This is a genomic window from Sphingomonas sp. GW821-FHT10C01 (assembly GCF_059415525.1).
In genome coordinates this window covers 76,154-97,846 of the sequence record NZ_JBWKNK010000001.1, presented here as the reverse complement: position 1 = coordinate 97,846, position 21,693 = coordinate 76,154, and the positions used below count along the sequence as shown (strand labels likewise).

General features: G+C 66.6%; 25 protein-coding genes and 2 pseudogenes. 12 read left to right on the top strand and 15 right to left on the bottom strand.

The window, feature by feature from the left end; all coding sequences use genetic code 11:
- Nucleotides 1-7: 7 nt before the first annotated feature.
- From motA to AC07M1_RS00450, 13 genes are all read right to left on the bottom strand, one after another.
- Nucleotides 8-871 (bottom strand): flagellar motor stator protein MotA, encoded by an 864-nt coding sequence (motA, locus tag AC07M1_RS00510; protein WP_495160615.1) that lies wholly within the window; start codon nucleotides 869-871, stop codon nucleotides 8-10.
- A 234-nt stretch (nucleotides 872-1,105) separates the two neighbouring features.
- Nucleotides 1,106-2,017 (bottom strand): flagellar hook-associated protein FlgL, encoded by a 912-nt coding sequence (gene flgL / locus AC07M1_RS00505; RefSeq protein ID WP_495162783.1) that lies wholly within the window; start codon nucleotides 2,015-2,017, stop codon nucleotides 1,106-1,108.
- 5 nt (nucleotides 2,018-2,022) lie between these two features.
- A complete protein-coding gene (gene flgK / locus AC07M1_RS00500; RefSeq protein ID WP_495160614.1) occupies nucleotides 2,023-3,357 on the bottom strand; it encodes a flagellar hook-associated protein FlgK in 1,335 nt (444 codons plus the stop codon).
- Entirely contained in the window at nucleotides 3,354-3,698 is a 345-nt protein-coding gene (locus AC07M1_RS00495) for a rod-binding protein (RefSeq protein ID WP_495160613.1), read from the bottom strand. Before AC07M1_RS00495 ends, flgK begins: the two co-directional genes overlap by 4 nt.
- On the bottom strand, nucleotides 3,695-4,789 hold the full coding sequence (locus tag AC07M1_RS00490) for a flagellar basal body P-ring protein FlgI (protein WP_495160612.1): 1,095 nt from the start codon (nucleotides 4,787-4,789) through the stop codon (nucleotides 3,695-3,697). Before AC07M1_RS00490 ends, AC07M1_RS00495 begins: the two co-directional genes overlap by 4 nt.
- A gap of 11 nt (nucleotides 4,790-4,800) precedes the next feature.
- Nucleotides 4,801-5,487, bottom strand: coding sequence for a flagellar basal body L-ring protein FlgH (locus AC07M1_RS00485; RefSeq protein ID WP_495160611.1), 687 nt, complete (start codon nucleotides 5,485-5,487; stop codon nucleotides 4,801-4,803).
- Nucleotides 5,488-5,497: 10 nt separating this feature from the next.
- On the bottom strand, nucleotides 5,498-6,286 hold the full coding sequence (gene flgG / locus AC07M1_RS00480) for a flagellar basal-body rod protein FlgG (RefSeq protein ID WP_495160610.1): 789 nt from the start codon (nucleotides 6,284-6,286) through the stop codon (nucleotides 5,498-5,500).
- Nucleotides 6,287-6,310: 24 nt separating this feature from the next.
- Complete coding sequence (gene flgF / locus AC07M1_RS00475) at nucleotides 6,311-7,054, bottom strand: flagellar basal-body rod protein FlgF (RefSeq protein ID WP_495160609.1); 744 nt, start codon at nucleotides 7,052-7,054, stop codon at nucleotides 6,311-6,313.
- Nucleotides 7,055-7,077: 23 nt separating this feature from the next.
- Nucleotides 7,078-8,367: a flagellar hook protein FlgE gene (gene flgE, locus AC07M1_RS00470; protein ID WP_495160608.1), complete on the bottom strand. Its 1,290-nt coding sequence runs from the start codon at nucleotides 8,365-8,367 to the stop codon at nucleotides 7,078-7,080.
- Between the two features lie 27 nt (nucleotides 8,368-8,394).
- Nucleotides 8,395-9,081 (bottom strand): flagellar hook assembly protein FlgD, encoded by a 687-nt coding sequence (locus AC07M1_RS00465; RefSeq protein WP_495160607.1) that lies wholly within the window; start codon nucleotides 9,079-9,081, stop codon nucleotides 8,395-8,397.
- On the bottom strand, nucleotides 9,081-9,494 hold the full coding sequence (gene flgC / locus AC07M1_RS00460) for a flagellar basal body rod protein FlgC (RefSeq protein WP_447727610.1): 414 nt from the start codon (nucleotides 9,492-9,494) through the stop codon (nucleotides 9,081-9,083). The genes AC07M1_RS00465 and flgC overlap by 1 nt, the downstream gene beginning before the upstream one ends.
- Before the next feature lie 2 nt (nucleotides 9,495-9,496).
- Entirely contained in the window at nucleotides 9,497-9,850 is a 354-nt protein-coding gene (gene flgB / locus AC07M1_RS00455; protein ID WP_495160606.1) for a flagellar basal body rod protein FlgB, read from the bottom strand.
- A 35-nt stretch (nucleotides 9,851-9,885) separates the two neighbouring features.
- On the bottom strand, nucleotides 9,886-10,092 hold the full coding sequence (locus tag AC07M1_RS00450) for a hypothetical protein (RefSeq protein WP_495160605.1): 207 nt from the start codon (nucleotides 10,090-10,092) through the stop codon (nucleotides 9,886-9,888).
- Here AC07M1_RS00450 and AC07M1_RS00445 point away from each other — a divergent pair.
- The 10 genes from AC07M1_RS00445 (at nucleotide 10,085) to AC07M1_RS00400 (ending at nucleotide 18,311) form a co-directional block, all read left to right on the top strand.
- The gene (locus AC07M1_RS00445) at nucleotides 10,085-10,774 is read left to right on the top strand and encodes a motility protein A (protein ID WP_495160604.1); all 690 of its coding nucleotides are present in this window, start codon (nucleotides 10,085-10,087) and stop codon (nucleotides 10,772-10,774) included. The two genes, AC07M1_RS00450 and AC07M1_RS00445, sit on opposite strands and share 8 nt — an antisense overlap.
- Nucleotides 10,771-11,289 (top strand): flagellar motor protein MotB, encoded by a 519-nt coding sequence (locus AC07M1_RS00440; RefSeq protein WP_495160603.1) that lies wholly within the window; start codon nucleotides 10,771-10,773, stop codon nucleotides 11,287-11,289. Before AC07M1_RS00445 ends, AC07M1_RS00440 begins: the two co-directional genes overlap by 4 nt.
- A 13-nt stretch (nucleotides 11,290-11,302) precedes the next feature.
- Entirely contained in the window at nucleotides 11,303-11,824 is a 522-nt protein-coding gene (locus AC07M1_RS00435) for a flagella basal body P-ring formation protein FlgA (RefSeq protein ID WP_495160602.1), read from the top strand.
- Between the two features lie 68 nt (nucleotides 11,825-11,892).
- Entirely contained in the window at nucleotides 11,893-12,180 is a 288-nt protein-coding gene (gene flgM, locus AC07M1_RS00430; protein ID WP_495160601.1) for a flagellar biosynthesis anti-sigma factor FlgM, read from the top strand.
- Nucleotides 12,167-12,487, top strand: a complete 321-nt coding sequence (locus AC07M1_RS00425; RefSeq protein ID WP_495160600.1) for a flagellar protein FlgN — start codon at nucleotides 12,167-12,169, stop codon at nucleotides 12,485-12,487. The genes flgM and AC07M1_RS00425 overlap by 14 nt, the downstream gene beginning before the upstream one ends.
- Before the next feature lie 91 nt (nucleotides 12,488-12,578).
- The gene (locus AC07M1_RS00420; RefSeq protein ID WP_495160599.1) at nucleotides 12,579-13,463 is read left to right on the top strand and encodes a lytic transglycosylase domain-containing protein; all 885 of its coding nucleotides are present in this window, start codon (nucleotides 12,579-12,581) and stop codon (nucleotides 13,461-13,463) included.
- Nucleotides 13,464-13,468: 5 nt separating this feature from the next.
- Nucleotides 13,469-15,565: a flagellar biosynthesis protein FlhA gene (gene flhA, locus AC07M1_RS00415; RefSeq protein WP_495160598.1), complete on the top strand. Its 2,097-nt coding sequence runs from the start codon at nucleotides 13,469-13,471 to the stop codon at nucleotides 15,563-15,565.
- Entirely contained in the window at nucleotides 15,562-16,305 is a 744-nt protein-coding gene (locus tag AC07M1_RS00410; protein WP_495160597.1) for a sigma-70 family RNA polymerase sigma factor, read from the top strand. The genes flhA and AC07M1_RS00410 overlap by 4 nt, the downstream gene beginning before the upstream one ends.
- 127 nt (nucleotides 16,306-16,432) lie before the next feature.
- A complete protein-coding gene (locus tag AC07M1_RS00405) occupies nucleotides 16,433-16,786 on the top strand; it encodes a YbaN family protein (protein WP_495160596.1) in 354 nt (117 codons plus the stop codon).
- Between the two features lie 100 nt (nucleotides 16,787-16,886).
- Nucleotides 16,887-18,311, top strand: coding sequence for an alpha/beta hydrolase (locus tag AC07M1_RS00400; RefSeq protein ID WP_495160595.1), 1,425 nt, complete (start codon nucleotides 16,887-16,889; stop codon nucleotides 18,309-18,311).
- Nucleotides 18,312-18,469: 158 nt separating this feature from the next.
- Here the strand turns inward: AC07M1_RS00400 and AC07M1_RS00395 are convergent.
- Both AC07M1_RS00395 and AC07M1_RS00390 read right to left on the bottom strand, forming a co-directional pair.
- A pseudogene (locus tag AC07M1_RS00395) lies at nucleotides 18,470-18,796 on the bottom strand (flagellin); the annotation flags it as partial.
- 627 nt (nucleotides 18,797-19,423) lie between these two features.
- A pseudogene (locus tag AC07M1_RS00390) lies at nucleotides 19,424-19,831 on the bottom strand (flagellin N-terminal helical domain-containing protein); the annotation flags it as partial.
- A gap of 249 nt (nucleotides 19,832-20,080) precedes the next feature.
- On the opposite strand from AC07M1_RS00390, the gene AC07M1_RS00385 reads away from it, so the two are divergent.
- Both AC07M1_RS00385 and fliE read left to right on the top strand, forming a co-directional pair.
- Nucleotides 20,081-21,328: a sigma-54 interaction domain-containing protein gene (locus AC07M1_RS00385; protein ID WP_495160594.1), complete on the top strand. Its 1,248-nt coding sequence runs from the start codon at nucleotides 20,081-20,083 to the stop codon at nucleotides 21,326-21,328.
- Nucleotides 21,325-21,693: a flagellar hook-basal body complex protein FliE gene (fliE, locus tag AC07M1_RS00380; protein WP_495160593.1), complete on the top strand. Its 369-nt coding sequence runs from the start codon at nucleotides 21,325-21,327 to the stop codon at nucleotides 21,691-21,693. The genes AC07M1_RS00385 and fliE overlap by 4 nt, the downstream gene beginning before the upstream one ends.

Here is a 21,693-nt window from a genome sequence, read left to right as displayed (position 1 = left end):
CTCATGATCAGCGGCCGCGCAGGCCATCGAACACTTCGGCGAAGCCGGGCTGGTTGTGATGGGCGATGCCCGAGCGGGCCGCTTCGATCACCAGCGGCTGCGGATGGCCGTGGAGCGAGGCGATGATGATCTGCTTGACCGTGTGATAGATCGCGGCGTCGGCATCGATGATCTGCTTGAGGCGGCCCGCCAGCGGACCGACCAGGCCGTAGGCCAACAGCACGCCGAGGAAGGTGCCGACCAGCGCCGAGCCGATCATCGCGCCCAGAATCGCGGGTGGCTGGTCGATCGAGCCCATCGTCTTCACCACGCCGAGCACCGCGGCGACGATGCCGAGCGCGGGGAGCGCGTCGGCGAGACCCTGCAGCGCGTGCTGCGGCTCCTCGACATGGTGGTGGTGGGTCTTGATGGCGTTGTCCATCACGTCCTCAACCGCGTGCACGTCGAGCGTGCCCGACGAGACGACGACCAGACGCAGCGTATCGGAGATCAGGTCGACCAGCGTGTGATCGGCGAGCAGCCGGGGATATTCCGCGAAGATGGCGGAGGACTTCGGGTCCTCGACATGCGGTTCGAGCGCGATCGGGCCGTCGACGCGCAGCATCTTCATCAGCTTGCTGACCAGGAAGATGACGTCGAGATAGTCCTGCTTCTTGTACTTCGGCCCCTTGAGCACCTTCATGAAGCCGCCGCCCAGCGCCTTCAGCTCGCGGCCGCTGTTGCCGATGATCAGCGCGCCCAATGCGGCGCCGCCGATGATGAGCATTTCGTGCGGGAGCGCGTGCAGCACAGGCTCAAGCGCGCCGCCGGTGATGGCGAAACCGCCGAACACCATGGCGATGAGGACGACGAAACCGATGACTGGAAACATGACTTCGCGTGGCTCCCCGGGCGCAGGCTTGGTTACTGGTACAAACGACCGCGCGCGGCCGACCTTGAGGGGAAAAGCGCTAGGATATGGTTAACGATCTGCGCCTTGGCCGTCATTCCGCACGTGCGAGGATCGATTGCCGTTGACGGCGTGGCGCTTGACGATCAGGCAGCCGGATCGGCTTCCCGCCTGGGCGGGAATGGCGGAAGTCGCCAAAGGTCAGGGGTTCTCAGCTCAGCGGAGATAGTCGAACAGCGACAGGCTGGTGAGCTTGCTGAAGCTCGCCTGGGTCGCCTGCAGGATCGTCAGCGTCTTCTGCAATTCGGCGATCGCGGTCGCCGGATTAACGTCCTCGATGCCCGAACGGGTCGCTTCGCGCGTGTCGTCCACCTCGGCCAGCCGTTCGGCCTCAAGGTCCATGCGGAAGGCGCGCGCGCCGACCGATGTGCGCGTCGAGCCGACCTGGTCGAGCGCGGCGTCGAGATCCTTCATCGCGGTATCGATTCCGCCGGCCCCCTCGGCACCGGGCTGAAGCGCCGCGGCGAAGGCCGAAAGGATGGCGAACATGTCGGTTTGGCCATTGGTCCCGGCGATCCCGCCAAAGGCGCGGTCGCCGGTCTCGGTTGCGGCGATGTCGACCCCGTCGCCGACCGGGATCGGCGCGGGCGTGCCGCTGCCGACATAGGCGATCGACCCGTTGGGCTGGCGCGCAAAGGCGGCGTCTCCCGCCGCGCCGCCGAACAGCGGCTGGCCCCGACTGTCCTTGGTATTCACCGTGCCGAGCAGGTCGGTGATGATCGCCTCGACCTCTTTCAGGATCGCGGCGCGACCCTGGGGTGTCATCGTCTGGCTGTTGGCCTGGACCGCGAACGCCTTGGCACGCTGAAGCTGGGTCTCGATCGAGTCGAGTGCGGTATCGGACGATTTCAGCAGCGACTGCGCCATCTTGATGTTCGACGCATAGGCATCGTCGTTCGCGGTGGCGCGCTTGAGGCCCGAAAGCTGCTGCCAGCCCGACGCGCTGTCGGACGGGGCGAGAATCTTCTTGCCCGTCGCGATCTGGGTCTGCAGCCGATCGGCCTGACTGTTCAGGCTCGCCATCAGCAGCGAGGGGCGGTCGAAGCGCTGGTTGGTCGGCACGCGCATGAGGGTCACCGGATGTTGAAGATGGCGTCGAGCGTCTCGCGCGCGACCTGGATGACGCGGCTAGACGCCTGATAGGCCTGCTGGAAGCGGATCAGGTCAACCGCTTCCTCGTCCACATTGACGCCCGTGATCGAATCGCGGGCGGCGGCGGCGTTGGAGCGGATCGTCGATTGCACTTCGGCGATCGAGCGGCGCGCGGCAAGCGCGCTGGCATTATCGGTGGTCAGCGTGGTCAGACTGCCCTCGAACTTGCCGTCCTTGCGCAGCGTCGCCAGCGCGGCGAGATTGCCGTTGTTCCGCTCGCCTCCGCCCGGCGATGCCGCGGCGATGCCGCGCGGGTCATCGAGCACGAGCTTGAAGTCGGATGCGCCGGTGGCGCTGAACATCGCCGCGCCGGCATTGCCGTCGAGGTCGTGGCCGCCGGCCTGGACGGTGTTGACGCCGTTGGCGACACCGACCGCGATCTGGTTGAGCGCGGCGCGCGCGTCGGCGATCCGTGCCGCGCCTTCGGCGATTCCAGCCATCGTGCCGCCGCCCGGGCTGAGTGCGTGGGAACCGTCGATGCCATAGACGGCGAAGGAGACTGATCCGTTCGGCCCGCGCGCATAAGTTGCGACCGCGGCCTGATCGCCCTGGACGAGCAGCGGCCCGCCGCCGCCCGCCTTGACGGTGGCGCGGCCGGAGGTGTCGAAGCTGGCGCTGACATCGGTGAGCGCGCTCATCGATTCGAGCAGCCGGTCGCGCTCGTCGAGCAATGCCGCTTGCGAACTGGTGCCCGGCGATACGCGGCCGAGCGCCGAATTGACCTTGGAAAGACTGGTGGTCAGCGTGTTGAGCTGATCCGCCATCGCATCGGCCGACTGGTCGAGGTCCGCGAGCGCGCCGTCGAGCGCCGCGCCGGTCGCGGAGAAGCTGCTGGCAAGGCTCGCGGCCGCCTGAAGCATCGTCGCGCGCGGCGCGCTGGCCGAGGGATTGGCGGCGAGCGCGGTCGCCGAGTTGAAGAAGGCGGTCAGGCGCTCGTCGAGCTTGTTGCCGGTCAGCGCGCCTTCGATCCGGTTGAGCCACACCGCGCCCGCCTCGCTGCGTGCGAGATCGGAGCCGGCGCTGCGCACCTCGGCGGCGCGCAGGTCGCTGGCCGAACGGGTGATGCCCGAAACGGTGACGCCAAGGCCGTTGAGGACGCGGTTCGATCCGTCGCTGGGCGCGGCGACCTCACGCGTGCCGGTGACGCGGCGCGAATAGCCCGCGGTGCCGGCATTGGCGACATTCTCCGACGTCGTGGTCAGCGCGGTCTGATACGCGCGGATACCGCTGGCGCCGATCGAGAGCATGTCGGTCATTTGGGTTCACCTTCCGCCGTCGGCGCGGCTTCGGTGACGCTTCCGGCCTTGGCGAGGAACGCGGTCATCGCCTTGCCGATTCCCATCGGCGTGTGCGTGGCCATGTTCTCGGCCAGCTTCTGATCCTGCATGTCGCGGAACTGGTCGAGCGCCTGGCTTTCGAACAGGCTGTCGGCCAGCTTCGCCTTGCGCATCGAGGACAGCATCATCTTGGTGAAGATCGCCTCGAACTGCTCGCCCGCCTTGTCCAGATTGTCGCGCGTGCCGAGGCGCGCGGTATCGGTCGAAACCGTACCAGCCAGCTTGAGCGTTGCGGGAGAAGGCGCGCGGAGATCGGTCACAGGACGATCAATTCGGCTTTGAGCGCGCCGGCCTGCTTCAGGGCTTCGAGGATCGCGACAAGGTCAGCCGGGGACGCGCCGATCGCGTTCACCGCCTTGACCACATCGGCAAGCTTCGGACCCGGTTCCAGCAGGAACATCGGACGCTTCTCCTCCTCTACGCCAACACCGCTACGCTGTTCGACCGCGGTTTCCCCCTGGCTGAACGGCGCCGGCTGGCTGACGCGCTGGGCTTCATCAATACGAACAGTGAGTTTACCATGTGTTACCGCCGCCGGGCTGACCCGGACCGCGGAATTGATAACGACCGTTCCGGTGCGCGCATTAACAATTACTTTCGCCGCCGCCTCGGCTGCATCGACGGTGAGATTCTCGATCTCGCTCATCAGCTGCGCGCGCACATCAGCACCGGGCTTGGCCATCACCGCGACCGACACGCCGTCGACCGCGCGGGCGGTGCCGAAGCCGAAGCGGCCGTTGATCGCATCCGCGACGCGCTGCGCCGTGGTGAAGTCCGCGCGGGCGAGGTTGTAGGTGAGGTTGGGCGTATCGGCGAAACCGGTCTCGACCGCGCGCTCGACCGTCGCACCCTCGGGGATACGGCCTGACGAGGGCGTGTTGACGACGATCTGCGACCCGTCCTTGCCCTCCGCGCCGAGGCCGCCGACGGCGAGATTGCCCTGCGCCATCGCATAAATCTGACTGTCGGCACCGATCAGCGGGGTCAGCACCAACGTACCGCCGCGCAGCGACTTGGCCTTGCCCATCGACGAGACGGTGATGTCGAGTTTCTGCCCCGGCTTGGCGAAGGGCGGCAGTTCGGCGGTGATCATCACCACCGCGGCGTTCTTGAGCGCCGGATTGACGCCCGGCGGCAGCGCCAGGCCGAAGCGGGCGGTGACGCCCTTCATCGACTGGACGGTATATTCGAGGTTGTCGTCACCCGTGCCGGGCAGACCGACGACGATGCCGTAGCCGGTGAGCTGGTTCGAACGAATGCCCTGGAACCCGCCCAGATCCTTGATCCGCTCCGCCGCGACGGGCTGAGCGAAGAAGAGGGCGGCGAGCAGAGCGATGAGGAAGCGGGTCATGCGTGATTTCCTCAGAACGGACTGATGACCGAGAAGAAGCGGCTGAGCCACCCCTGACGGCTGGCACGGGCGACATCGCCCTTGCCGGTGTAAGCGATGCGGGCATCGGCGACACGCGTGGAGGCGATGCGGTTGTTGGCATCGATATCGGTCGCGCGGACCACGCCCTTGATCTGGACGAACTCGTCGCCGCGGTTGAGCGTCACGCGCTTCTGCCCCTGCACCAGCATCGTGCCGTTGGGATAGACCGCGGCGACAGTGACTGTGACCTCACCCGACAGCGCGTTCGACTGGTCGGCGCTGCCTGCACCCTTGAAGTTGCGCTTACCGCTGATGCTGGCGTCGCTCTGGTTGAACAGGTTGAGCGCGCCGGTGGTCGGCGGGGTCAGCCCGAAGCCGCCGCCGCTGTCGAGCTGCGATCCGGCGGACTTGGACGCGCTGGTGCGCTCGACCAGCACGATCGTCAGCGGGTCGCCGACGCGACGCGCGCGGGTGCCTTCGTGGAGCGCGGCATAGCCGTCGCTCGCCTGGAAGATCGAGCCGTTGGCCGCCGGCGCCACGACGGGCGCGACGGGGAGCGAGGCGCTGAAGTCTTCCTTCGGCGCTTTCTTCCCGAACAGCTTCGCGTGGGCGGGCTGGGCGAGGGCGATCGCCGCGACGATCGCGGCGCCGGTGAGCAGGCCTGCGGCGAACTTCATCAGCTGGCCCTCAGAGGTTCTGGTTGACATATTTGAGCATCTCGTCGGACGCCGAGATCATCTTCGAATTGACCTCGTACGCGCGTTGGGTCTCGATCATGTCGACCAGTTCCTCGACGACGTTGACGTTCGACCCCTCGAGCATGCCCTGGCGAATCTTGCCGCGGCCGTCCTGCCCGGCGATGCCGAGATTGACCGCGCCGCTGGCCGAGGTCTCGACCAGGAAATTGTCGCCGATCGCCTGAAGACCCGCCGAATTGGGGAAGGCCGCGATCTGGATCTGACCGATCTGGCTGGATTCGGTCTGGCCTGGGACGGAGGCGGAAACGGTGCCATCGGTGCCGACGGTGATCGCGGTCGCGCCTTCCGGGATCGTGATGCCGGGCATCACCTGATAGCCCTCGGCCGTCACCAGCAGCCCTTCGGGGCTGCGCGTGAAATTGCCGGCGCGGGTGTAACCGAGCTGGCCGCCGGGCATCTGCACCTGGAAGAAGCCGTTGCCGTCGAGTGCCATGTCGAGCGCACCGCCGGTGGTCTGGAACGACCCCTGGGTGTCGATGCGCGCGGTGCCCTGGACGCGGACGCCGGTACCGAGGTTGAGGCCGGTGGCGTATTGCGTTTCCGACGTGCTGGCCGAGCCGGGCGCGGTGACGACCTGATAGGCCAGCGCCTCGAAGCTGGCGCGGTCGCGCTTGAAGCCCGTGGTGTTGACGTTGGCGAGGTTGTTCGAGATCACCCGCATGCGCATGTCCTGGGCATCAAGCCCGGTGCGCGCGATGTGCATTGCTGCGGAACCCATGGGTCTAATCCTTCCCTTAAATTCTTAGCTGACGCGCATCAGTGATGCGGCGCTCTCGTCCATCGACTTGGCTTCGCGGAGCAGGTTGGCCTGCACCTCGTAGCTGCGCTGGTTCTCGATCATGTCGACCAGCGACTGGGTAAGGTTGACGTTCGACTGTTCGAGCGAACCGGTCTGGACGCGTGCCTCGAGATCGGCTGGCAGTACGCCGCCGCCGCGGACGTGGAGCAGATTGTCCAGCCCCTTGACGGTTTTGCTGCCCTGGTCGCTGACCAGCTTCAGTTGATCGATCACCTGCGGCGGCGCGGCCGGATCTGCGCCGGGCGGCACGATCGAAATGGTGCCGTCCTCGGCGATCATGATCTTGTCGTAGGGCGGCACGGTGATGGGGCCCCCCGACCCCATCACCGGGAAACCGTCGCCGGTTTCCAAGACGCCACTCGGCGCGATACGGAGATCACCGCGCCGTGTGTATGCTTCGCTGCCATCGGCAGCCTGAATGCCAAGCCAGTTGTTGCCGGTGATGGCGATATCGAGATCGCGGCCGGTCTGGACGACGGTGCCTGCGCGCCGGTCCATATCGACGACGGTTTCGGCGCTGGGCAAGCGGCTGTTGTGTCCGTCGCCCTTGATCATCAGCCGTTCGAAATTGACCCGGTCGGCGCGGAAGCCGATCGTGGAGGCGTTCGCGATGTTGTTCGCGATCGTCGCCTGCGCATCCATCTGGCCCTTGAGCCCCGACAGCGCGGTGTAGACGAGTCTGTCCATCGCTTAGCCTCCAAGTCCCTGAATTAGCTGCGGATGTTGAAGATGGTCTGCGAGATCTGGCTCGCGGTATCGAGCGCCTTGGCGTTCGCCTGGAAGTTGCGCTGCGCCGCGATCAGCCCGACCAGCTCCTCGGTGATGTCGACGTTCGACCGTTCGATCGCGCCCGACATCAGGCCGCCAAAGCCGTTCGAGCCCGGCTCGCCGAGGCGAGGCTCGCCCGACAGGCCGGTGGCGGCCCAGGTCGAATTGCCGAGCTGGCGCAGGCCTGATGGGTTGGAGAAGTTGGCGAGCGCGATCTTGCCCAGCGCCTGGCTGTCGCCGTTCGAGAAGCTGGCGCGGACGGTACCGTCCTCACCCACCGTCACGCCGTCGAGCTGGCCGACGGCCTTGCCGTCCTGCGAGCGGTTGTTGACGCTGAAGGGCTGGCCGAGCTGCGTGGTCGCGCTGCCGAAGTCGAGCGAGATCGACTGCTCGGTCGTGCTGGTGCCGACGGTGAACGGCGCGAACTGGGTCGGCGTGGTCGGCGAGGTGATCGCGCCACTCGAATCGAAGGTCAGCGTGACCGGTGCCGGGTTCGACGCGTTGGTGCCGAGCTGCTTGTCGCCGACGAACGAATAGACCGACCAGGTGCTTGGCGTGGTCGAGGTTTCACGCACGAAATAGTTGGTCATCGTCAGCGGGTTGCCGCTGGCGTCGTAGATCGTCGTCTGGGTCGAGTTGTTGTAGGTGCCCGGATCGAAGCGGTCGAACGCATAGGGCGTGTCGGGCGTGAAGCGCGACGCGTTCTTCGGGATCGACGCGTGCGCCGACAGGTTGAGCGCGAGCTTCACATTCTTGGTCGCCTCGGGCACGCCGCTGGTCTGCGGCAGGCGCAAATTGACGGTCGAACCCATGCCGGTCGCGATCACCGCGCCCGAGCCGTCGACCGGATAGACCTGAAGATACGAACCCTGCGAGTCGGTGACATAGCGTTCACTGTCGACCAGGAAGCTGCCGTTGCGGGTGAAGTTGACGCCGGCCGCATCGAGGCTCGGCTTGACCGCGAAGAAGCCGTCGCCCGAGATCGCGATGTCGAGGCTGGACGAGGACTGCTGCGTGCCACCCTGGCCGAACTGCTGACGGATCGCCTTCACCGTGGTGCCCGAGCCGATCATCTGGTTGGGGTTGAGCGACACGCTCGACGCGATGACGTCGGCGAACTCGGTACGGCTCTTCTTGAAGCCGTTGGTCGAGACGTTCGACAGATTGTGGCTGATGGTCGACATATCGGTCTGCGCCGCCTGAAGACCCGAGAGCGAGGTGTAGAAGGACATTGCTTATGCTCCTTGGAAAGCGAGTGTTCAGCCGATCTTGCGGACGGCGGTGGCGGAAACCTGGCCGATGCCGGGCAGGGTAAGGACGGGGTTGCCGTCGCTGCCCATCGCCACCGCGGTGACAGGGGCCCAGACGAGCGGCTTGGCGGTGACCGCGCCGCCATCGGCGTTCTGCGCGGCGACACGGATCTTGAACGGGCCGTTGCCGGCTTTCTCGCCAGTGTCCGTCTTGCCGTCCCATTCGAATTCGAGCGGGCCCTTATTAGCCTTGCCGAGCGCGACATTCTTGAGAATCTCGCCGTTCGGCCCTTCGATGACGACGTTGACCTCCTTGGCGTCGGCGCCAAGTTCGATCACGCCGCCAAGCGTGCCGTCGGTGCGCGGATAGGCGGTGCTGCCCTCGGTGAGCACGGTGCGGCCGACCCACGATACCAGGTCCGTGGTCGAGGTCGCGCCGAGCTTGCCGGCGATCGCCTGCAGCGTCGTGTTCATCTCGCTGATGCCGGCGAGCGACGAGAATTGCGCCATCTGGGCGACCATCTGCGTGTTGTCGACCGGATCGAACGGATCCTGGTTCTTCATCTGCGCGGTCATCAGCGTCAGGAAATCGGCCTGGCCCAAAGTGGACTTGCCACCCTTTGCCGGCGCGTTCTTGTCGGTGCCACCGGTGCGGCCGATGCCGAGCTTCGACATCACATCATCAAAACCGGCCATCAGCTGCGTCCCAGGTTGAGCGTCTGGGTGATCAGCGTCTTCGCCGTCTGCATCACCTCGACATTGTTCTGATAGGTGCGGGCGGTCTCCATCATGTCGACCAGCTCGCGGGTCTCGTCGACCGCGCTTTCCCAGATGTTGCCGTCCTTGTCGGCCATCGGGTTGCCGGGGTCGTAGCGCTTGGTCGGCGCTTCGCCCGCGGTGACCACGCTTTCGACATCGACCGTGGCGAGGTTGTTCGCGGCGTCGAAGGCGGTGCGGAACACCGGCTTCTGCGTGCGATAGGCCTCAGCCGCCGACGATGCGACCTGGCCGACATTGGCGAGGTTCGATGCGGTGGTGTTCATCCGCACGAGCTGCGCCGACATGGCGCGGCCCGCGACCTGGAAAATGCTGAGCGGCTGATCCGGCATGGTTATTCTCCCTTCAGCGCGCGGGTGATGGTGGAGATGCGCCCGTTCAGGAACGCGAGCGTCGTCTGATAGGCGACGGCGTTCTCGGCAAAGGCGGTCTGCTCGGTCGCGAGCTCGACGGTGTTGCCGTCGAGGCTGGGCTGGAGCGGGATGCGGAACTTGGTCGCGCCCTCGATCGGATCGGTGCCCGCCATGCCGGGGGTTTCGATCGCGCTCAGCGCTTCCTTGAAATCGATGTCCTTGGCCTTGTAGCCGGGCGTCGAGGCGTTCGCGATGTTCGACGCGAGCACGCCCATGCGCTGCGAGCGCACCGCGAGCGCCGCACCGTGCACCCCGAAAAGACTGTTCTGACCCATGCTATGCGTCCTCCGCACATTTGTTCGCGGCCTTCCTAGCAATGGGCGTGCCAGTTTCCGGGTTTACGGTTGAAATGGCCCCGATTGCCGGGAAATGCCCAGCGAGCGGCAAGATGTTGCCGGTGGCGGCAATCGATCTTGCCGGTTTTGCCGGTCGCTGCCGCCGCGTTGCCGGTCCCGACCTCGCCCGGTGGCGCGAAAGGCAATTGGCCCGGTGCTTGCAAAGAATCGCGCATGAACATTGCCGCGCTTTCCCAACCCGCCACCGCCGCGAGCGCGCTGGTGCCCGGTACCTTCCTCGATCCGCTCGCGATCGGGATCGTGCTCGGCGGCACCGCGCTCTCCATGGTGCTGCGCAATCGGCTCGCCGATGTCGGCCGGGCGCTAGCGGCGCTGACGGTGCTGTGGCGCAGGCCGTTCAGCGCCGACGCGCTGCTCGTCCAGATCGCGGCGCAGGAGCGCATCGCGCATCGCCACGGGTTGTTCTCGCTCGATCGCGCGGTGATCGGGGATCCCGACCTGGCGGCGGCGATCGAGGTGGCGGTGGACGGCGCTTCGCCGGAGCAGGTCGAACGGCTGGTCTGCGATCGCGTGACTGCGCGCGCCGAGCGGCATCGTGCCGCGATCGAGGTGTGGACCGGCGCGGCCGAGGCGGCGCCGGCGATGGGGTTGATCGGAACGATCCTGGGCCTGGTCCAGATGTTCGCGTCGATGCAGGATCCCGAGACGATCGGCGCGGCCATGGCCGTTGCGCTGCTCGCGACGCTCTATGGCGCGCTGGTGGCCAACCTGATCGCGATGCCGATCGCCTCGCGGCTCAAGCGGCTCGCCCGGGCCGAGGCGACCGAGCGGCTGCGGCTTGCCGCACCGCTCGCGCATCTCGCGACGCTCGAACGCGCGCGCAAGCGGGAGATTGCGGCGTGAGTGCCCGCCTTCCCACCGACATGTGGGATGAGATCGTACCCGCGCGATCGGTGTGGCTGATCACGCTCGCCGATCTCGCGCTGTTGCTGGTTGGCTTCTTCGTACTGCTCCAGGCCAATCGCGAGTTGGATCGCGAGACGCTGCTCGCCGGGCTGCGCGCCGGTTTCGGGATCGAGGACTCCGCGCCCGCGCCGATGGCGGTCGCGATGGCGCGGGTGGAAGGCTTTGCCGAAGGTTCGGCGGACGCCGACCCGCGCGGCGCGATTCTTTGGGCCCGCGACGCGGCGCGCGATTCACGCACGCGCATCACCATTACCGGATCGACCGACGGCGCGCGCGATGTCGATGCCGCGACCGGTAGCGCTGCGATCCTTGCCGCCGACCGCGCACGCGCCGTCGCCGCCGCGCTGGTGCGTAGCGGCGCGGCTGATCCGGCGCGCATCGCCATTCTCACCGACCCCGGCAAGCGCCGGGCCGTTACCCTTTCCGTCGGTTTCGCCGGCGGCACGAATTGAAGTGGAGGCAAACATGATCGCCATTCTCCTGACCGTCGCGGCCGCAAGCGCCAGCCCGGCCACTTTCCAGTCGACCGATATGCTCGACCGGCTGGTCGAACAGTTCGCGGGGGCGCCGATCGGCATGGAAGGCGGCGCGCGTGCGCCGGTGGACAAGCGCCTGAAGCTTGCCGCATGCGATGCGCCCCAGCTGAGCTGGCGCTCGGCGGCGGAGGACGCGGTGGTGATCCGCTGTCAGGGGCCGCAGCAATGGCGCGTATTCGTGCCGGTCAACGCACTGCCCAAACCGGTTGTGCCCGCGGTGACGGCGATGCCTGTGCCGGCGGTGGTCAAGCCGGTGACGGTGATCAAGCGCGGCGATCCGGTGCTGATCGAAGCCGGTGCTGCCGGCTTCTCGATCACCCGCGAAGGGCTGGCGGTGGCGGATGCCGCCGCAGGCGCGCGCGTCATGATCAAGGTGGACGACAAGCGCCCGCCGGTCGCCGCGATCGCGCTCGAACCGGGCCGTGCGCGGCTGCCCGGATTCGGCGAGTAACTTTTTTCCTAAAGCTTGCCGCCGCGCGGTCGTTTTTGCGTATGTCCGCAGAATAAAGGGTCGCAGACATGGTTGATCCAGTCGGCTTCAAGCCTGCATCCATTGCCGACCGGCGCCTGACGCCGGTAGCCCCGGCCGTGCCTGTAAAGGCGACGGACGGCGTGACGCAGGCTGCCCAGACCAGCACCGCCGCTTCGATCACCCAGGCTGCCGCCGCGAGCGCGCCGGTGGATGCCGAGCGTGTTGCGCGGATCAAGAAGGCGATTGCGGACGGCAAGTTCCCGCTGGTCCCTTCGACCGTTGCGGACCGGTTGCTCGCACTCAAGCTTCAATGGAACCCGCATGACCCGGCGTGACGCCCTTGTTCGCGTGATCGACGCGCTCCACGCCGAGATCGATGCGCTGAAAGCGAACGACGTCGCCGCGCTCGAGCGTGCCACGCGTGAGAAATTGATCGGAATCGACGCGGTGGGGGCCGCGAACGACGACGAACCCGAACTGTCGCCCGAACTCAAGGCGCTGGCGGACGAGGCGCATCGCCTCAACGAGACCGCCCGCATCTATGTCAACCTGATGGCCGCCAATGTGCGGCGGCGGTTGCAGGTGCTGACCGGCAATAGTTTGCCGTCCTACCGGCCCGGGATTGCCGGAACGCTTGCCTGACGGGCAACATCACCCGCTGAACGGGTAAAATCCGACAACTGGCACGCCTCTTGCTGAACACCTCCTACCCAGGGGGAAGAGCAAGAGTCCGATGACTATACCTTCGATCGGAGCCAGGACGAACGTCACCACGGCGATCGCGGCTGCCAGCCAGAAGACCGGTGTCGACTTCAACTATCTGCTCGGCCAGGCACAGGTCGAAAGCGGGATGCGCAGCAATGCCCGCGCTCGCACCTCGAGCGCCACCGGCCTCTATCAGTTCATCGAGCAAAGCTGGCTCGGCGTGGTCAAGGAACATGGCGACAAACACGGCATGGGCTGGGCGTCGGACAGCATCCGCCGCACCTCCAGCGGCCGCTTCGTCGTCGGCGACCCGGCAACGCGCCAGGCGATCCTGTCGATGCGCAACGATCCTGAAATGGCGTCGCTGATGGCCGCCGAACATGCCAGCGACAATAAGGACAGCCTTGAGAGTTCGCTGGGCCGCGAAGCCAATGGCACCGACCTCTATATGGCGCATTTCCTGGGCATCGGCGGCGCGCGGAAATTCCTGCGTGCGATGGAGGCGAACCCGGGCCAGTCGGGCGCGAACCTGTTTCCCGCCGCCGCGCGCGCCAATCGCGGGGTCTTCTATACCTCGGACGGCTCGCCGCGATCGCTTGGCCAGATCTATGAGCGGTTCGCCGGCAAGCTCGACAAGGGCGCCGCTTCGGCTGGCGCAACCGGTCTTGCGTCGGGAAACTTCGCCTCGGGCCAGCTCGATGCGAAGTTCCAGCAGCTCGTCCAGTCGCTTGGCCCCGATGCCGAAGTCGTGCTGGGCAATGGCGCTGTCGGACAGGACCGCAAATGGCTGGCGACGCTCGACCAGCTGCAAACCGCCGGACGAGGGACGGCCGAGCGCGCGATCAATCCGCTGCGCCCGACGCCTGAGACGGCCAAGCTTGCCTATATGATGCTCGCGAGACTGGGAGCGTAACCCGCGTGAACGCACTTGCACTCAAGGGGGGTGTTGCCCCCGCGCTGAAGAGCTTCGCCCTGCCCGTCGCCATTCTCGTGCTCGTCGCGATGATGGTCGTGCCGGTGCCGACCTTCCTGCTCGACACCTTCTTCATCATGAACATCGTCATCAGCCTTGCGGTGCTGATGGTCGCGCTGAACGCGCAGAAGCCGCTCGACTTCTCCGCCTTCCCGACCGTGCTGTTGTTCGCGACCCTGTTCCGCCTCGGCCTCAACGTCGCCTCGACGCGCGTGGTGCTGGGTCACGGACATGAGGGCGAGGCGGCGGCCGGCCATGTGATCGAGGCGTTCGGCACCTTCATGATCGGCGGCGACTATGTCGTCGGCCTGTTCGTGTTCGCGATCCTGATCATCATCAACATGATCGTGGTGACCAAGGGCGCGGGCCGCGTGTCCGAAGTGTCGGCGCGCTTCACCCTCGACGCCCTGCCCGGCAAGCAGATGGCGATCGACGCCGATCTGAACGCCGGGCTGATCACCCCGGACGAAGCCAAGGCGCGCCGCGTCGAGGTATCGACCGAAGCTGATTTCTACGGCGCGATGGACGGTTCGTCCAAGTTCGTGAAGGGCGACGCGATCGCCGGCCTGCTGATCCTGTTCATCAACATCATCGGCGGCCTGATCCTCGGCCCGCTCAGCCATGGCCTGTCGATCGGCGAGGCGGCGCAGACCTATGTGCTGCTGGCGATCGGCGACGCGTTGGTCGCGCAGATCCCGGCGTTGTTGTTGTCGATCGCCGCCGCCGCCATCGTCACTCGCGTCAGCGCGAACAAGGACCAGGATCTGGCCAGCCAGATCGGCAGCCAGTTCGCCAGCCACAAGACCTGGACCCCGGTCGCGGTGATCATCGCCTTGCTGGGCGTGATGCCGGGCATGCCCGCCTTCATCATCCTGCCTGCGGCGGTCGGCTCGGGCTTCATGGCGTGGAAGATGTATCAGGCGAGCAAGCGCCCGGCCGCGCCGGTCGAGCTAGAGTCCGCCGAACCCGAAGACCCTTCGAAGATCGGCTGGGACGAAGTCACCGACAACATGCAGGTGATGATCGACATCGGCTATGGCCTGGTGCCGCTGATCGACGAACGTCGCGGTGGCGCGCTGATGGGCCGCATCACCGGCGTTCGCCGCCAGCTGTCCAAGGAGCTTGGCTTCGTGGTGCCGCAGGTGCGGGTGCGCGACGACATCAACCTCAACCCCTTCACCTATCGCATCGTCGTGGGCGGCGTGGTGATCGGCGAGGACAGCGTTTCGCCCGATGAGGTGCTGGCGCTCGACACCGGCCAGGCCGTGGGCACCCTCAACGGCAAGCCCGGCAAGGATCCGACCTTCGGGCTCGACGCGATGTGGATTTCGCCCGCCGATGCCGACGCGGCGACCGGCCAGGGCTGGCTGGTGGTCGATCCGGGCACCGTGATGGCGACCCATCTCAACCAGGCGCTGATCTCGAACGCGCCGGATCTGCTGGGGCCGGACGAGGTGCAGGCGCTGCTCGACGGACTGCGCGAACGCGCCGCCCAGCTGGTCTCGGCGCTGTCGCCCAACCCGCTGCCGATCACGACGCTCACTCAGGTGCTGCGCGGGCTGCTGGCGGAGAACATCCCGCTCAAGGAATTCCGCCGCATCGCCGCCGCCATCGCCATGGCCGCGCAGAAGACCCACGACGCCGACGAGATCATCGAACTGATCCGCCCGGAGCTTGGCCAGCTGATCATCCAGCGGCTGTGCGGGGTGCGCGAGCCGCTGCGCGTGATGACGCTCGAAGGTCAGCTCGAGGCGTTGCTGGGCCAGGCGGTCCGTTCGGACCCGGCCAAGCGCAACACCATCGAGCCCGATCTCGGCCGTCGTATCGTCGATGCGCTCCAGCAGGCCGCCCAGCCTTTGGTCGCCGAGGCCAAGCCCTTCGCCCTGGTCGTCCAGCCCTCGATCCGCATCGCGATCCGCAAGCTGGTCAAGACCTGTCTGCCGGATACCCCCGTGATGAGCTTCTTCGAAGTGCCTGAGGACAAGTCGGTCGAAGTGGTCGCCGTGATCGGCGCGCCGGAAACCGCGCTGGTGCCGGCATGAACTTCCAGCCCTCCCCCAATGAGTTCGCGCTCACCTATGGCCGCACCGGCGAGACCAAGCGCGACATGGACGGCCTGGTGCGCAAGCACATGCCCTTGGTCCGGCGGCTCGCCTGGCATGTCCATGGATCGATGAGCAGCCTGATCGATATCGAGGATCTGGTCCAGATCGGCCTGGTCGCATTGGTCGAGGCGGCGGCGAGCTTCGAGGATCGCGGCCTCGTCAGCTTCGACCAGTATCTGCAGACGCGGGTGCGCGGCGCGATGATCGACGAGTTGCGGCGGCAGGCGACGATCACCCGCGGCGCGATGAAGCGCCGGCGCGTCTATAACGATGCCGTCACGGCACTGACCGACGAGCATGGCAGGCGGCCCGACGAGGCGGCGGTCGCGTCGAAGCTCGGCGTCACGGTAGAGAAACTGCGCAGCGACTATGCCAGCGCGGAGGCGGTGCGGTTCGATTCGATCGACGAAGTCTATTCGGACGAGGGGCCCTGGTTCATGTCCGACGAGCCGTCGGCCTTCGACCAGCTCGCCGATGCCGACCAGCGCGAGGCGCTGATCGCGGCGGTCGCCGAACTGCCCGAAAAGGAGCAGCTGGTGATCCAGCTCTATTATGTCGAGGAACTCAACCTCGAGGAGATCGGGCAAGTGCTCGGCGTCGGCGCCGCGCGCGTGTGTCAGATCAAGAAGAGCGCGCATGACCGGCTCAAGAAGGGGCTGATGCGACGCATGGGATAAAGACGGGTCCGGTGCCGGGGGGCGCCGGTTCCATAGGGGGCAGGGGCGGAAGCGTGCCGGGGGGCTCGCTTCCGCCCCTTCTTTCTTTTTGCGACACATTCGCAGCGGTGCGTGCTAGCAGCATGACGTGCGTCGCCATCTCTATCTCGCCGCCGGGTTTTTCTCGCTGGGCCTCGCGGTGATCGGCGCGATCCTGCCGGTGATGCCGACCACGGTGTTCGTCATCCTCGCCGCCTGGTGCTTCGCGCGCAGCTCGCCCCGGCTCGAGCGCAAGCTGCTGGAGCATCCGAAATTCGGTCCGCACATCGTGCGCTGGCGGGAAAGGGGTGCGATCAGCCGCGGCGGCAAGAAGGCCGCGACCGTGGCGTTCGCGGTGAGCATCGCCGTCACGCTGATCTTCTCGCCCATGCCCTGGCCGCTGGTGACGATCGCCGCGGCCGGCATCGTCGGCGGCTGGATCTGGACCCGGCCCGAGGGTTGAGAGGCGAGGCGGACCGACCGCTCCCGGGAAACCTCTCTTGGCGCTTGCCTTTGTGTATTATTAAAACAATACACTTGCGTTCCAGTATCGAGGAACCGCCTTGCCCGACATCCGCCATTCCGTTCTCACTATTTTGTGCGTGGCAACCGCATTGCCGGCGGCTGCGGCCGCGCCGGATGAGAAGCCGGTAAAGTCAGGGTACGAAACGTCGGCGTGCGTGGTGAAGGTGGCGCCCGACGAGCGGATCGAATGCGGCGTGCTCACCGTTCCGGAGAATCGCAAAAAGGTTCGCAGCCGGGCCATCAGGTTGCCGGTGATGATCTTTCGCAGCACGGCGACCGCTCCTGCATCGGATCCGGTCGTCTACCTCCCGGGCGGTCCGGGACTCAGCAGCATCGAGGGGCGCACGACGGGAAAGGGCAATCCGTTCCTTCTTGAGCGCGACCATATTCTTCTCGAAGGCCGGGGCAATGTGTTCGCTCAGCCCTCGCTCGCATGTCCCGACCTGAATGCCCTGCGCGCCGCGAACGCGCCGTCGGCCGAGCAAACGACCGCCGTCGTCCGCTGCCGGGCCAAGCTGATCGCCTCGGGTGTCGATCTCGACGGCTATACCTCGGAAGAAGCGGCGGATGATCTCGACGATCTGCGGCGGTTGCTCGGCATCCGGGAGTGGAATCTGATCGGCTTTTCCTACGGTACGCGGCTTGCTCAGACGGTGCTTCAACGTCATCCCGCAGGGGTGCGCAGCGTCGTGCTCGACTCGGTCCTCCCGATCGACATCAATTATGATGAAATGGCGGCCGCGCCACTCCGGCGCGCGATCGACCTCCTGCTGGACAGCTGCGCCGGCGACTCTGCCTGCGGCACGCGCTACCCGAACCTTCGCGGCCGCTTTGCCGCTCTTGTCGACCGTGCGGATCGCGAGGGCATTCCGGTGCGCGATCGGGTTCTGCGCGGTCGCGATATCGCCGATGCCGTCGGCGCGGGCCTCCAGCAGCCACAGGTCATCCCGACCCTGCCGCGTATCATCGCCGATGCGTCGGACGGGCGGCTGGACGGATTGCTGTCGCTGGTCCAGCGAACGCCATCGCGGTTCAACTGGGGGCTGCGCCTTTCCATCTGGTGCGGCGAGGAGATGCCATTTGAAAGGCCGGACCGCATGGCCTCGCAACTATCGCCGGCATTGGGTCTTGGTGGCTCGGACAGCCGTACGGCGACCCCGGAGATGTGCGCAGCCTGGCGGGTCTCCGCCGCCGACGCGCGGGCCAACGAGCCTGTTAAAAGCGACGTGCCGATCCTGATCCTCGCGGGCGAGTTCGACCCGGTGACGCCGCCGGCCTGGGGGCAGCGTCTGCTCCGTACGATGCCGAATGCCCGGTTCGTGCAGCTTCCCGGGCAGGCACATGGCGCTATGTTCAACCGTTGCGGCGGGCGATTGACGTTGGCGTTCCTTCACGACCCCCGCGCCCCATTGGACGGCGATTGCATTGCGAAGATGCCGGGGTTCGCGCTCCCGTCCGAATAGCCGCTTGTCGACGCTCGCCGTCGCGGATTTCTTCTGGCGCAAAGAAAAACCCCGGTGGTCTTTCGACCACCGGGGTTTCCTTGCATGCCCCTCCTCCGAAGAGGAGGGAGACCGGCCGTGATGCCTGTCAGGGGGGTGACACCCCGACCGGCACACGCTTAGCGAAGCAGCGACAGAACGCCCTGCTGCGACTGGTTGGCCTGCGCCAGCATCGCGGTCGATGCCTGGCTCAGGATCTGCGCCTTGGCGAGCGCGGTCGTTTCGGCCGAGAAGTCGGCGTCTTCGATGCGGCTGCGCGCTTCGGCGAGGTTGCTGGTCGTGGTCGTCAGGTTCGCGACGGTCGATTCGAGGCGGTTCTGAACCGCACCAAGGTCGCCACGGCCTGCCGAGATCTTGTCCAGCGCCGCGTCGATCACTGCCATCGCCGCCGAAGCACCGCCCTGGGTCGCGATCGAGATGCCCGAGGTCGTGGCTTCGCTGAAGCCGGCATCGGCTTCGCCGGCACCGGTGATCGCGATGTTCTTGCCCGGCTCGGCGGTCAGCGTGACCTTGCCTTCCAGAACGCTGGCGGTGCTGCTCAGCGTCACCGCTGCGCCGCCGGCATCCTTGACGTTGCTGAGCACGCCGTCGCCGTCGGTCAGGCTGATGTTCGAGCCGTCCTTGCTGGTCAGCTTGATCTTGCCGTCGTCGGTCAGGCTCGCCTGGATGTTGCTGCCCGAACCCAGCACCTGGTTGATGCGGTTCGCGACTTCGCTGGCCGTATCTTCGTTGGTGAAGGTCACGGCGGTGCTGCCGATGGTGAGCGTGTCACCCGACGCGATCGAGCCGACATCGGCGGTCACTTCGTTTTCGGCAGTGGCCTTGACGCCGGTCGTCCCGGTCTTGGCGTTGACCGCATCGGCCACCGCCTTGGCGTCGACGCTGGCAACCGCGCCGATGTCTTCGCCGTTGATCACCAGATCGCCGGCCGCGAGTGCGGCGTTGACGACGCCACCCTTGACCTGTGCCTGAAGGCCCAGTTCCGAGGTGCTGGTCTTGACCATCTTCATCGAGATCGTCTCGCCGGCGTTGATGCCGGTCTGCAGCTTGACCTCGCCGAAGCTGCCGTCGAGCAGCTTGACGCCGTTGAAGTTGGTGGTCTCCGAAACGCGGCCGATTTCGGCGACGAGCTGGGAAACTTCGGCCTGCAGGGTGGTGCGGTCGCTATCGCGCAGCGTGCCGCTCGACGACTGGGTCGCCAGTTCCTTCATGCGCTGAAGCATGTTGGTGACTTCGCTCAGCGCGCCTTCGGCGGTCTGGGCGAGGCTGATGCCGTCATTGGCGTTGCGGATCGCAACGGCCATGCTCTTGACCTGCGAGGTCATGCGGCTCGCGATGGCGAGGCCCGCTGCGTCGTCCTTGGCGCTGTTGATGCGCTTGCCGGTCGACAGACGCTCCATGGCGGTCTGCAGGCTCGACGAAGCGACCTTGGACGCGTTCGCGGCGCGAAGGCTCGCGATGTTCGTTCCGATAACAGTCATGTCTTGTCTCCGTTCAGTCCGGCGTCCTTGCCTACCCCCCTGAATGCGAAGGAGCTCGGGTCGCCACAGGGGGGAACGACGGGCTGAGACGGGGATTAAGCAATTTTCTGAACCACGCCTCGCGCGCGCTCTCGCGTATGTGTGTGAGGGCGTGCGCGGCAATCTAGAGCCGGTTTGGCCGATTTTTGCCGGTTGGTTTACCACTCGTTTACCATCAATCCTGCATCACGCTCCCAACAGGGGGAATGAATGCAGACGATCTTTCCGTCAGCCGCGGTACTTCGGCAGCACTATGCGCTGGTCTCTTCGCTTCGGGCGCAGGGATTCACCATCGGGGCGGCCGACAAGGTCAAGCCGATGTCGGGCGATCTGTTCATGATCGTCGATGGCGAGGCGCCGCCGGTTTCGGCCCGCACCTTGGTGCTGGCCGAGGGGCCGATCGCCGCGATCCCCTTCCATGACGGCAATCCCGCCCGGCTGAGCTTCGGTCCGGAGGACGCGGCCATCGCCAGCGGTTTCGCCAGCGCGATGCTGCGCGGCGGGCACGCCCCGGTCGCCGCCGACCCCGAGAGTCTCGCCCTTTACGCGCTGGCTGAACGCGTCGCCGCCGCCGACATCACCGTGCTGATCAACGGCCCCACCGGCACCGGCAAGGAAGTGCTGGCCAAGGCGATCCACATGGGCAGCACCCGCCGCGACGGTCCGTTCATCGCCGTCAATTGCGCCGCGCTTCCCGAAACCATGCTCGAGGCGCTGCTGTTCGGCCATCAGAAGGGTTCGTTCACCGGCGCCAACGCGGCGGGTGAGGGCTTCTTCCGCGCCGCCAACGGCGGCACGTTGCTGCTCGACGAAGTCGCGGAGATGCCGCTCGCGCTCCAGGCCAAGCTTCTGCGCGCGCTGCAGGAGCGTGAAGTGGTGCCGATCGGCGCGACCAGCCCCGAGAAGATCGACGTTCGCGTCATCGCCTGCGCCAACCGCGACCTTCAGGGCGAAGTCGCCGAAGGCCGGTTCCGCGCCGATCTTTACTACCGCCTGTCGGTCTTCCCGCTGTCGACGCGTCAGCTGGCCGATCGCCCGGGCGACGTCGCCGCGCTCGCTTCGGCGATGGTGCTGCGCCACGCCGGCAATCGCGCGCGCCTCCCCTGGGTAACGCGCGATGCGCTTGCGGTGCTCCAGTCGCACGACTGGCCGGGCAATGTCCGTGAGCTGGAGAATGTGATCCAGCGCGCGCTGCTGCTCTGTCCGGGTGATGCGATCACCGCCGATCATCTGATCTTCGACCGTGCCCCCGCCGCCGCCCCGGTGCAGGCGGAAGGCACGCTCAGCAACATCGTCCAGCTCAGCGAATTCGCGGCGATCCGCGAGACGCTGGCGCAGTGCGGCGGCAGCCGTACCGAAACCGCCAAGCGCCTCGGCATTTCGGAGCGCACCTTGCGCTACCGCCTCGCCAAGGCGCGCGAGCAGGGTGAGGACATCGTCCGGAGGGCCACGGCATGAGCATTGGCGGCGTAGGCGGGGCAGGCGGCATCGACCGCGTCATGCAGCTCCGCGCCCAGATCCTCGAGCGCAACGAAGCGCTCCAGCGTGCGACCAGCGGCGCGGCGGCTCCGGCCACGGCGCCGATCGGCCAGCCCGCGGGACCGGCAAGCTTTGCCGACACGCTGGAAAACGCGCTGCAGCAGGTTAACGGCGCGCAGAGCCGCGCCAGCGATCTCTCCGCCTCGTACGAGCGCGGCGAGACGGTCGACATCGCCAAGGTGATGCTCGCCCGCCAGGAAGCGTCGGTCGGTTTCGAAGCGACGCTTCAGGTCAGGAACAAGCTCCTGACCGCCTATCGTGACATCATGAGCATGCCGGTCTGA

What these genes read in the sequence shown, in the direction of transcription:
- AC07M1_RS00435 (WP_495160602.1), top strand. Translation starts at nt 11,303, where the DNA reads ATGATCGCCATTCTCCTGACCGTCGCGGCCGCAAGCGCCAGCCCGGCC.
- flgC (WP_447727610.1), bottom strand. Translation starts at nt 9,494, where the DNA reads ATGCCGGATCAGCCGCTCAGCATTTTCCAGGTCGCGGGCCGCGCCATG.
- flgE (WP_495160608.1), bottom strand. Translation starts at nt 8,367, where the DNA reads ATGTCCTTCTACACCTCGCTCTCGGGTCTTCAGGCGGCGCAGACCGAT.
- AC07M1_RS00420 (WP_495160599.1), top strand. Translation starts at nt 12,579, where the DNA reads ATGACTATACCTTCGATCGGAGCCAGGACGAACGTCACCACGGCGATC.
- flgM (WP_495160601.1), top strand. Translation starts at nt 11,893, where the DNA reads ATGGTTGATCCAGTCGGCTTCAAGCCTGCATCCATTGCCGACCGGCGC.
- AC07M1_RS00465 (WP_495160607.1), bottom strand. Translation starts at nt 9,081, where the DNA reads ATGGCCGGTTTTGATGATGTGATGTCGAAGCTCGGCATCGGCCGCACC.
- flgG (WP_495160610.1), bottom strand. Translation starts at nt 6,286, where the DNA reads ATGGGTTCCGCAGCAATGCACATCGCGCGCACCGGGCTTGATGCCCAG.
- AC07M1_RS00385 (WP_495160594.1), top strand. Translation starts at nt 20,081, where the DNA reads ATGCAGACGATCTTTCCGTCAGCCGCGGTACTTCGGCAGCACTATGCG.
- flgL (WP_495162783.1), bottom strand. Translation starts at nt 2,017, where the DNA reads ATGCGCGTGCCGACCAACCAGCGCTTCGACCGCCCCTCGCTGCTGATG.
- AC07M1_RS00450 (WP_495160605.1), bottom strand. Translation starts at nt 10,092, where the DNA reads ATGTTCATGCGCGATTCTTTGCAAGCACCGGGCCAATTGCCTTTCGCG.
- AC07M1_RS00445 (WP_495160604.1), top strand. Translation starts at nt 10,085, where the DNA reads ATGAACATTGCCGCGCTTTCCCAACCCGCCACCGCCGCGAGCGCGCTG.
- flgB (WP_495160606.1), bottom strand. Translation starts at nt 9,850, where the DNA reads ATGGGTCAGAACAGTCTTTTCGGGGTGCACGGTGCGGCGCTCGCGGTG.
- AC07M1_RS00490 (WP_495160612.1), bottom strand. Translation starts at nt 4,789, where the DNA reads ATGACCCGCTTCCTCATCGCTCTGCTCGCCGCCCTCTTCTTCGCTCAG.
- flgF (WP_495160609.1), bottom strand. Translation starts at nt 7,054, where the DNA reads ATGGACAGACTCGTCTACACCGCGCTGTCGGGGCTCAAGGGCCAGATG.
- motA (WP_495160615.1), bottom strand. Translation starts at nt 871, where the DNA reads ATGTTTCCAGTCATCGGTTTCGTCGTCCTCATCGCCATGGTGTTCGGC.
- AC07M1_RS00410 (WP_495160597.1), top strand. Translation starts at nt 15,562, where the DNA reads ATGAACTTCCAGCCCTCCCCCAATGAGTTCGCGCTCACCTATGGCCGC.
- AC07M1_RS00425 (WP_495160600.1), top strand. Translation starts at nt 12,167, where the DNA reads ATGACCCGGCGTGACGCCCTTGTTCGCGTGATCGACGCGCTCCACGCC.
- fliE (WP_495160593.1), top strand. Translation starts at nt 21,325, where the DNA reads ATGAGCATTGGCGGCGTAGGCGGGGCAGGCGGCATCGACCGCGTCATG.
- AC07M1_RS00485 (WP_495160611.1), bottom strand. Translation starts at nt 5,487, where the DNA reads ATGAAGTTCGCCGCAGGCCTGCTCACCGGCGCCGCGATCGTCGCGGCG.
- flgK (WP_495160614.1), bottom strand. Translation starts at nt 3,357, where the DNA reads ATGACCGACATGCTCTCGATCGGCGCCAGCGGTATCCGCGCGTATCAG.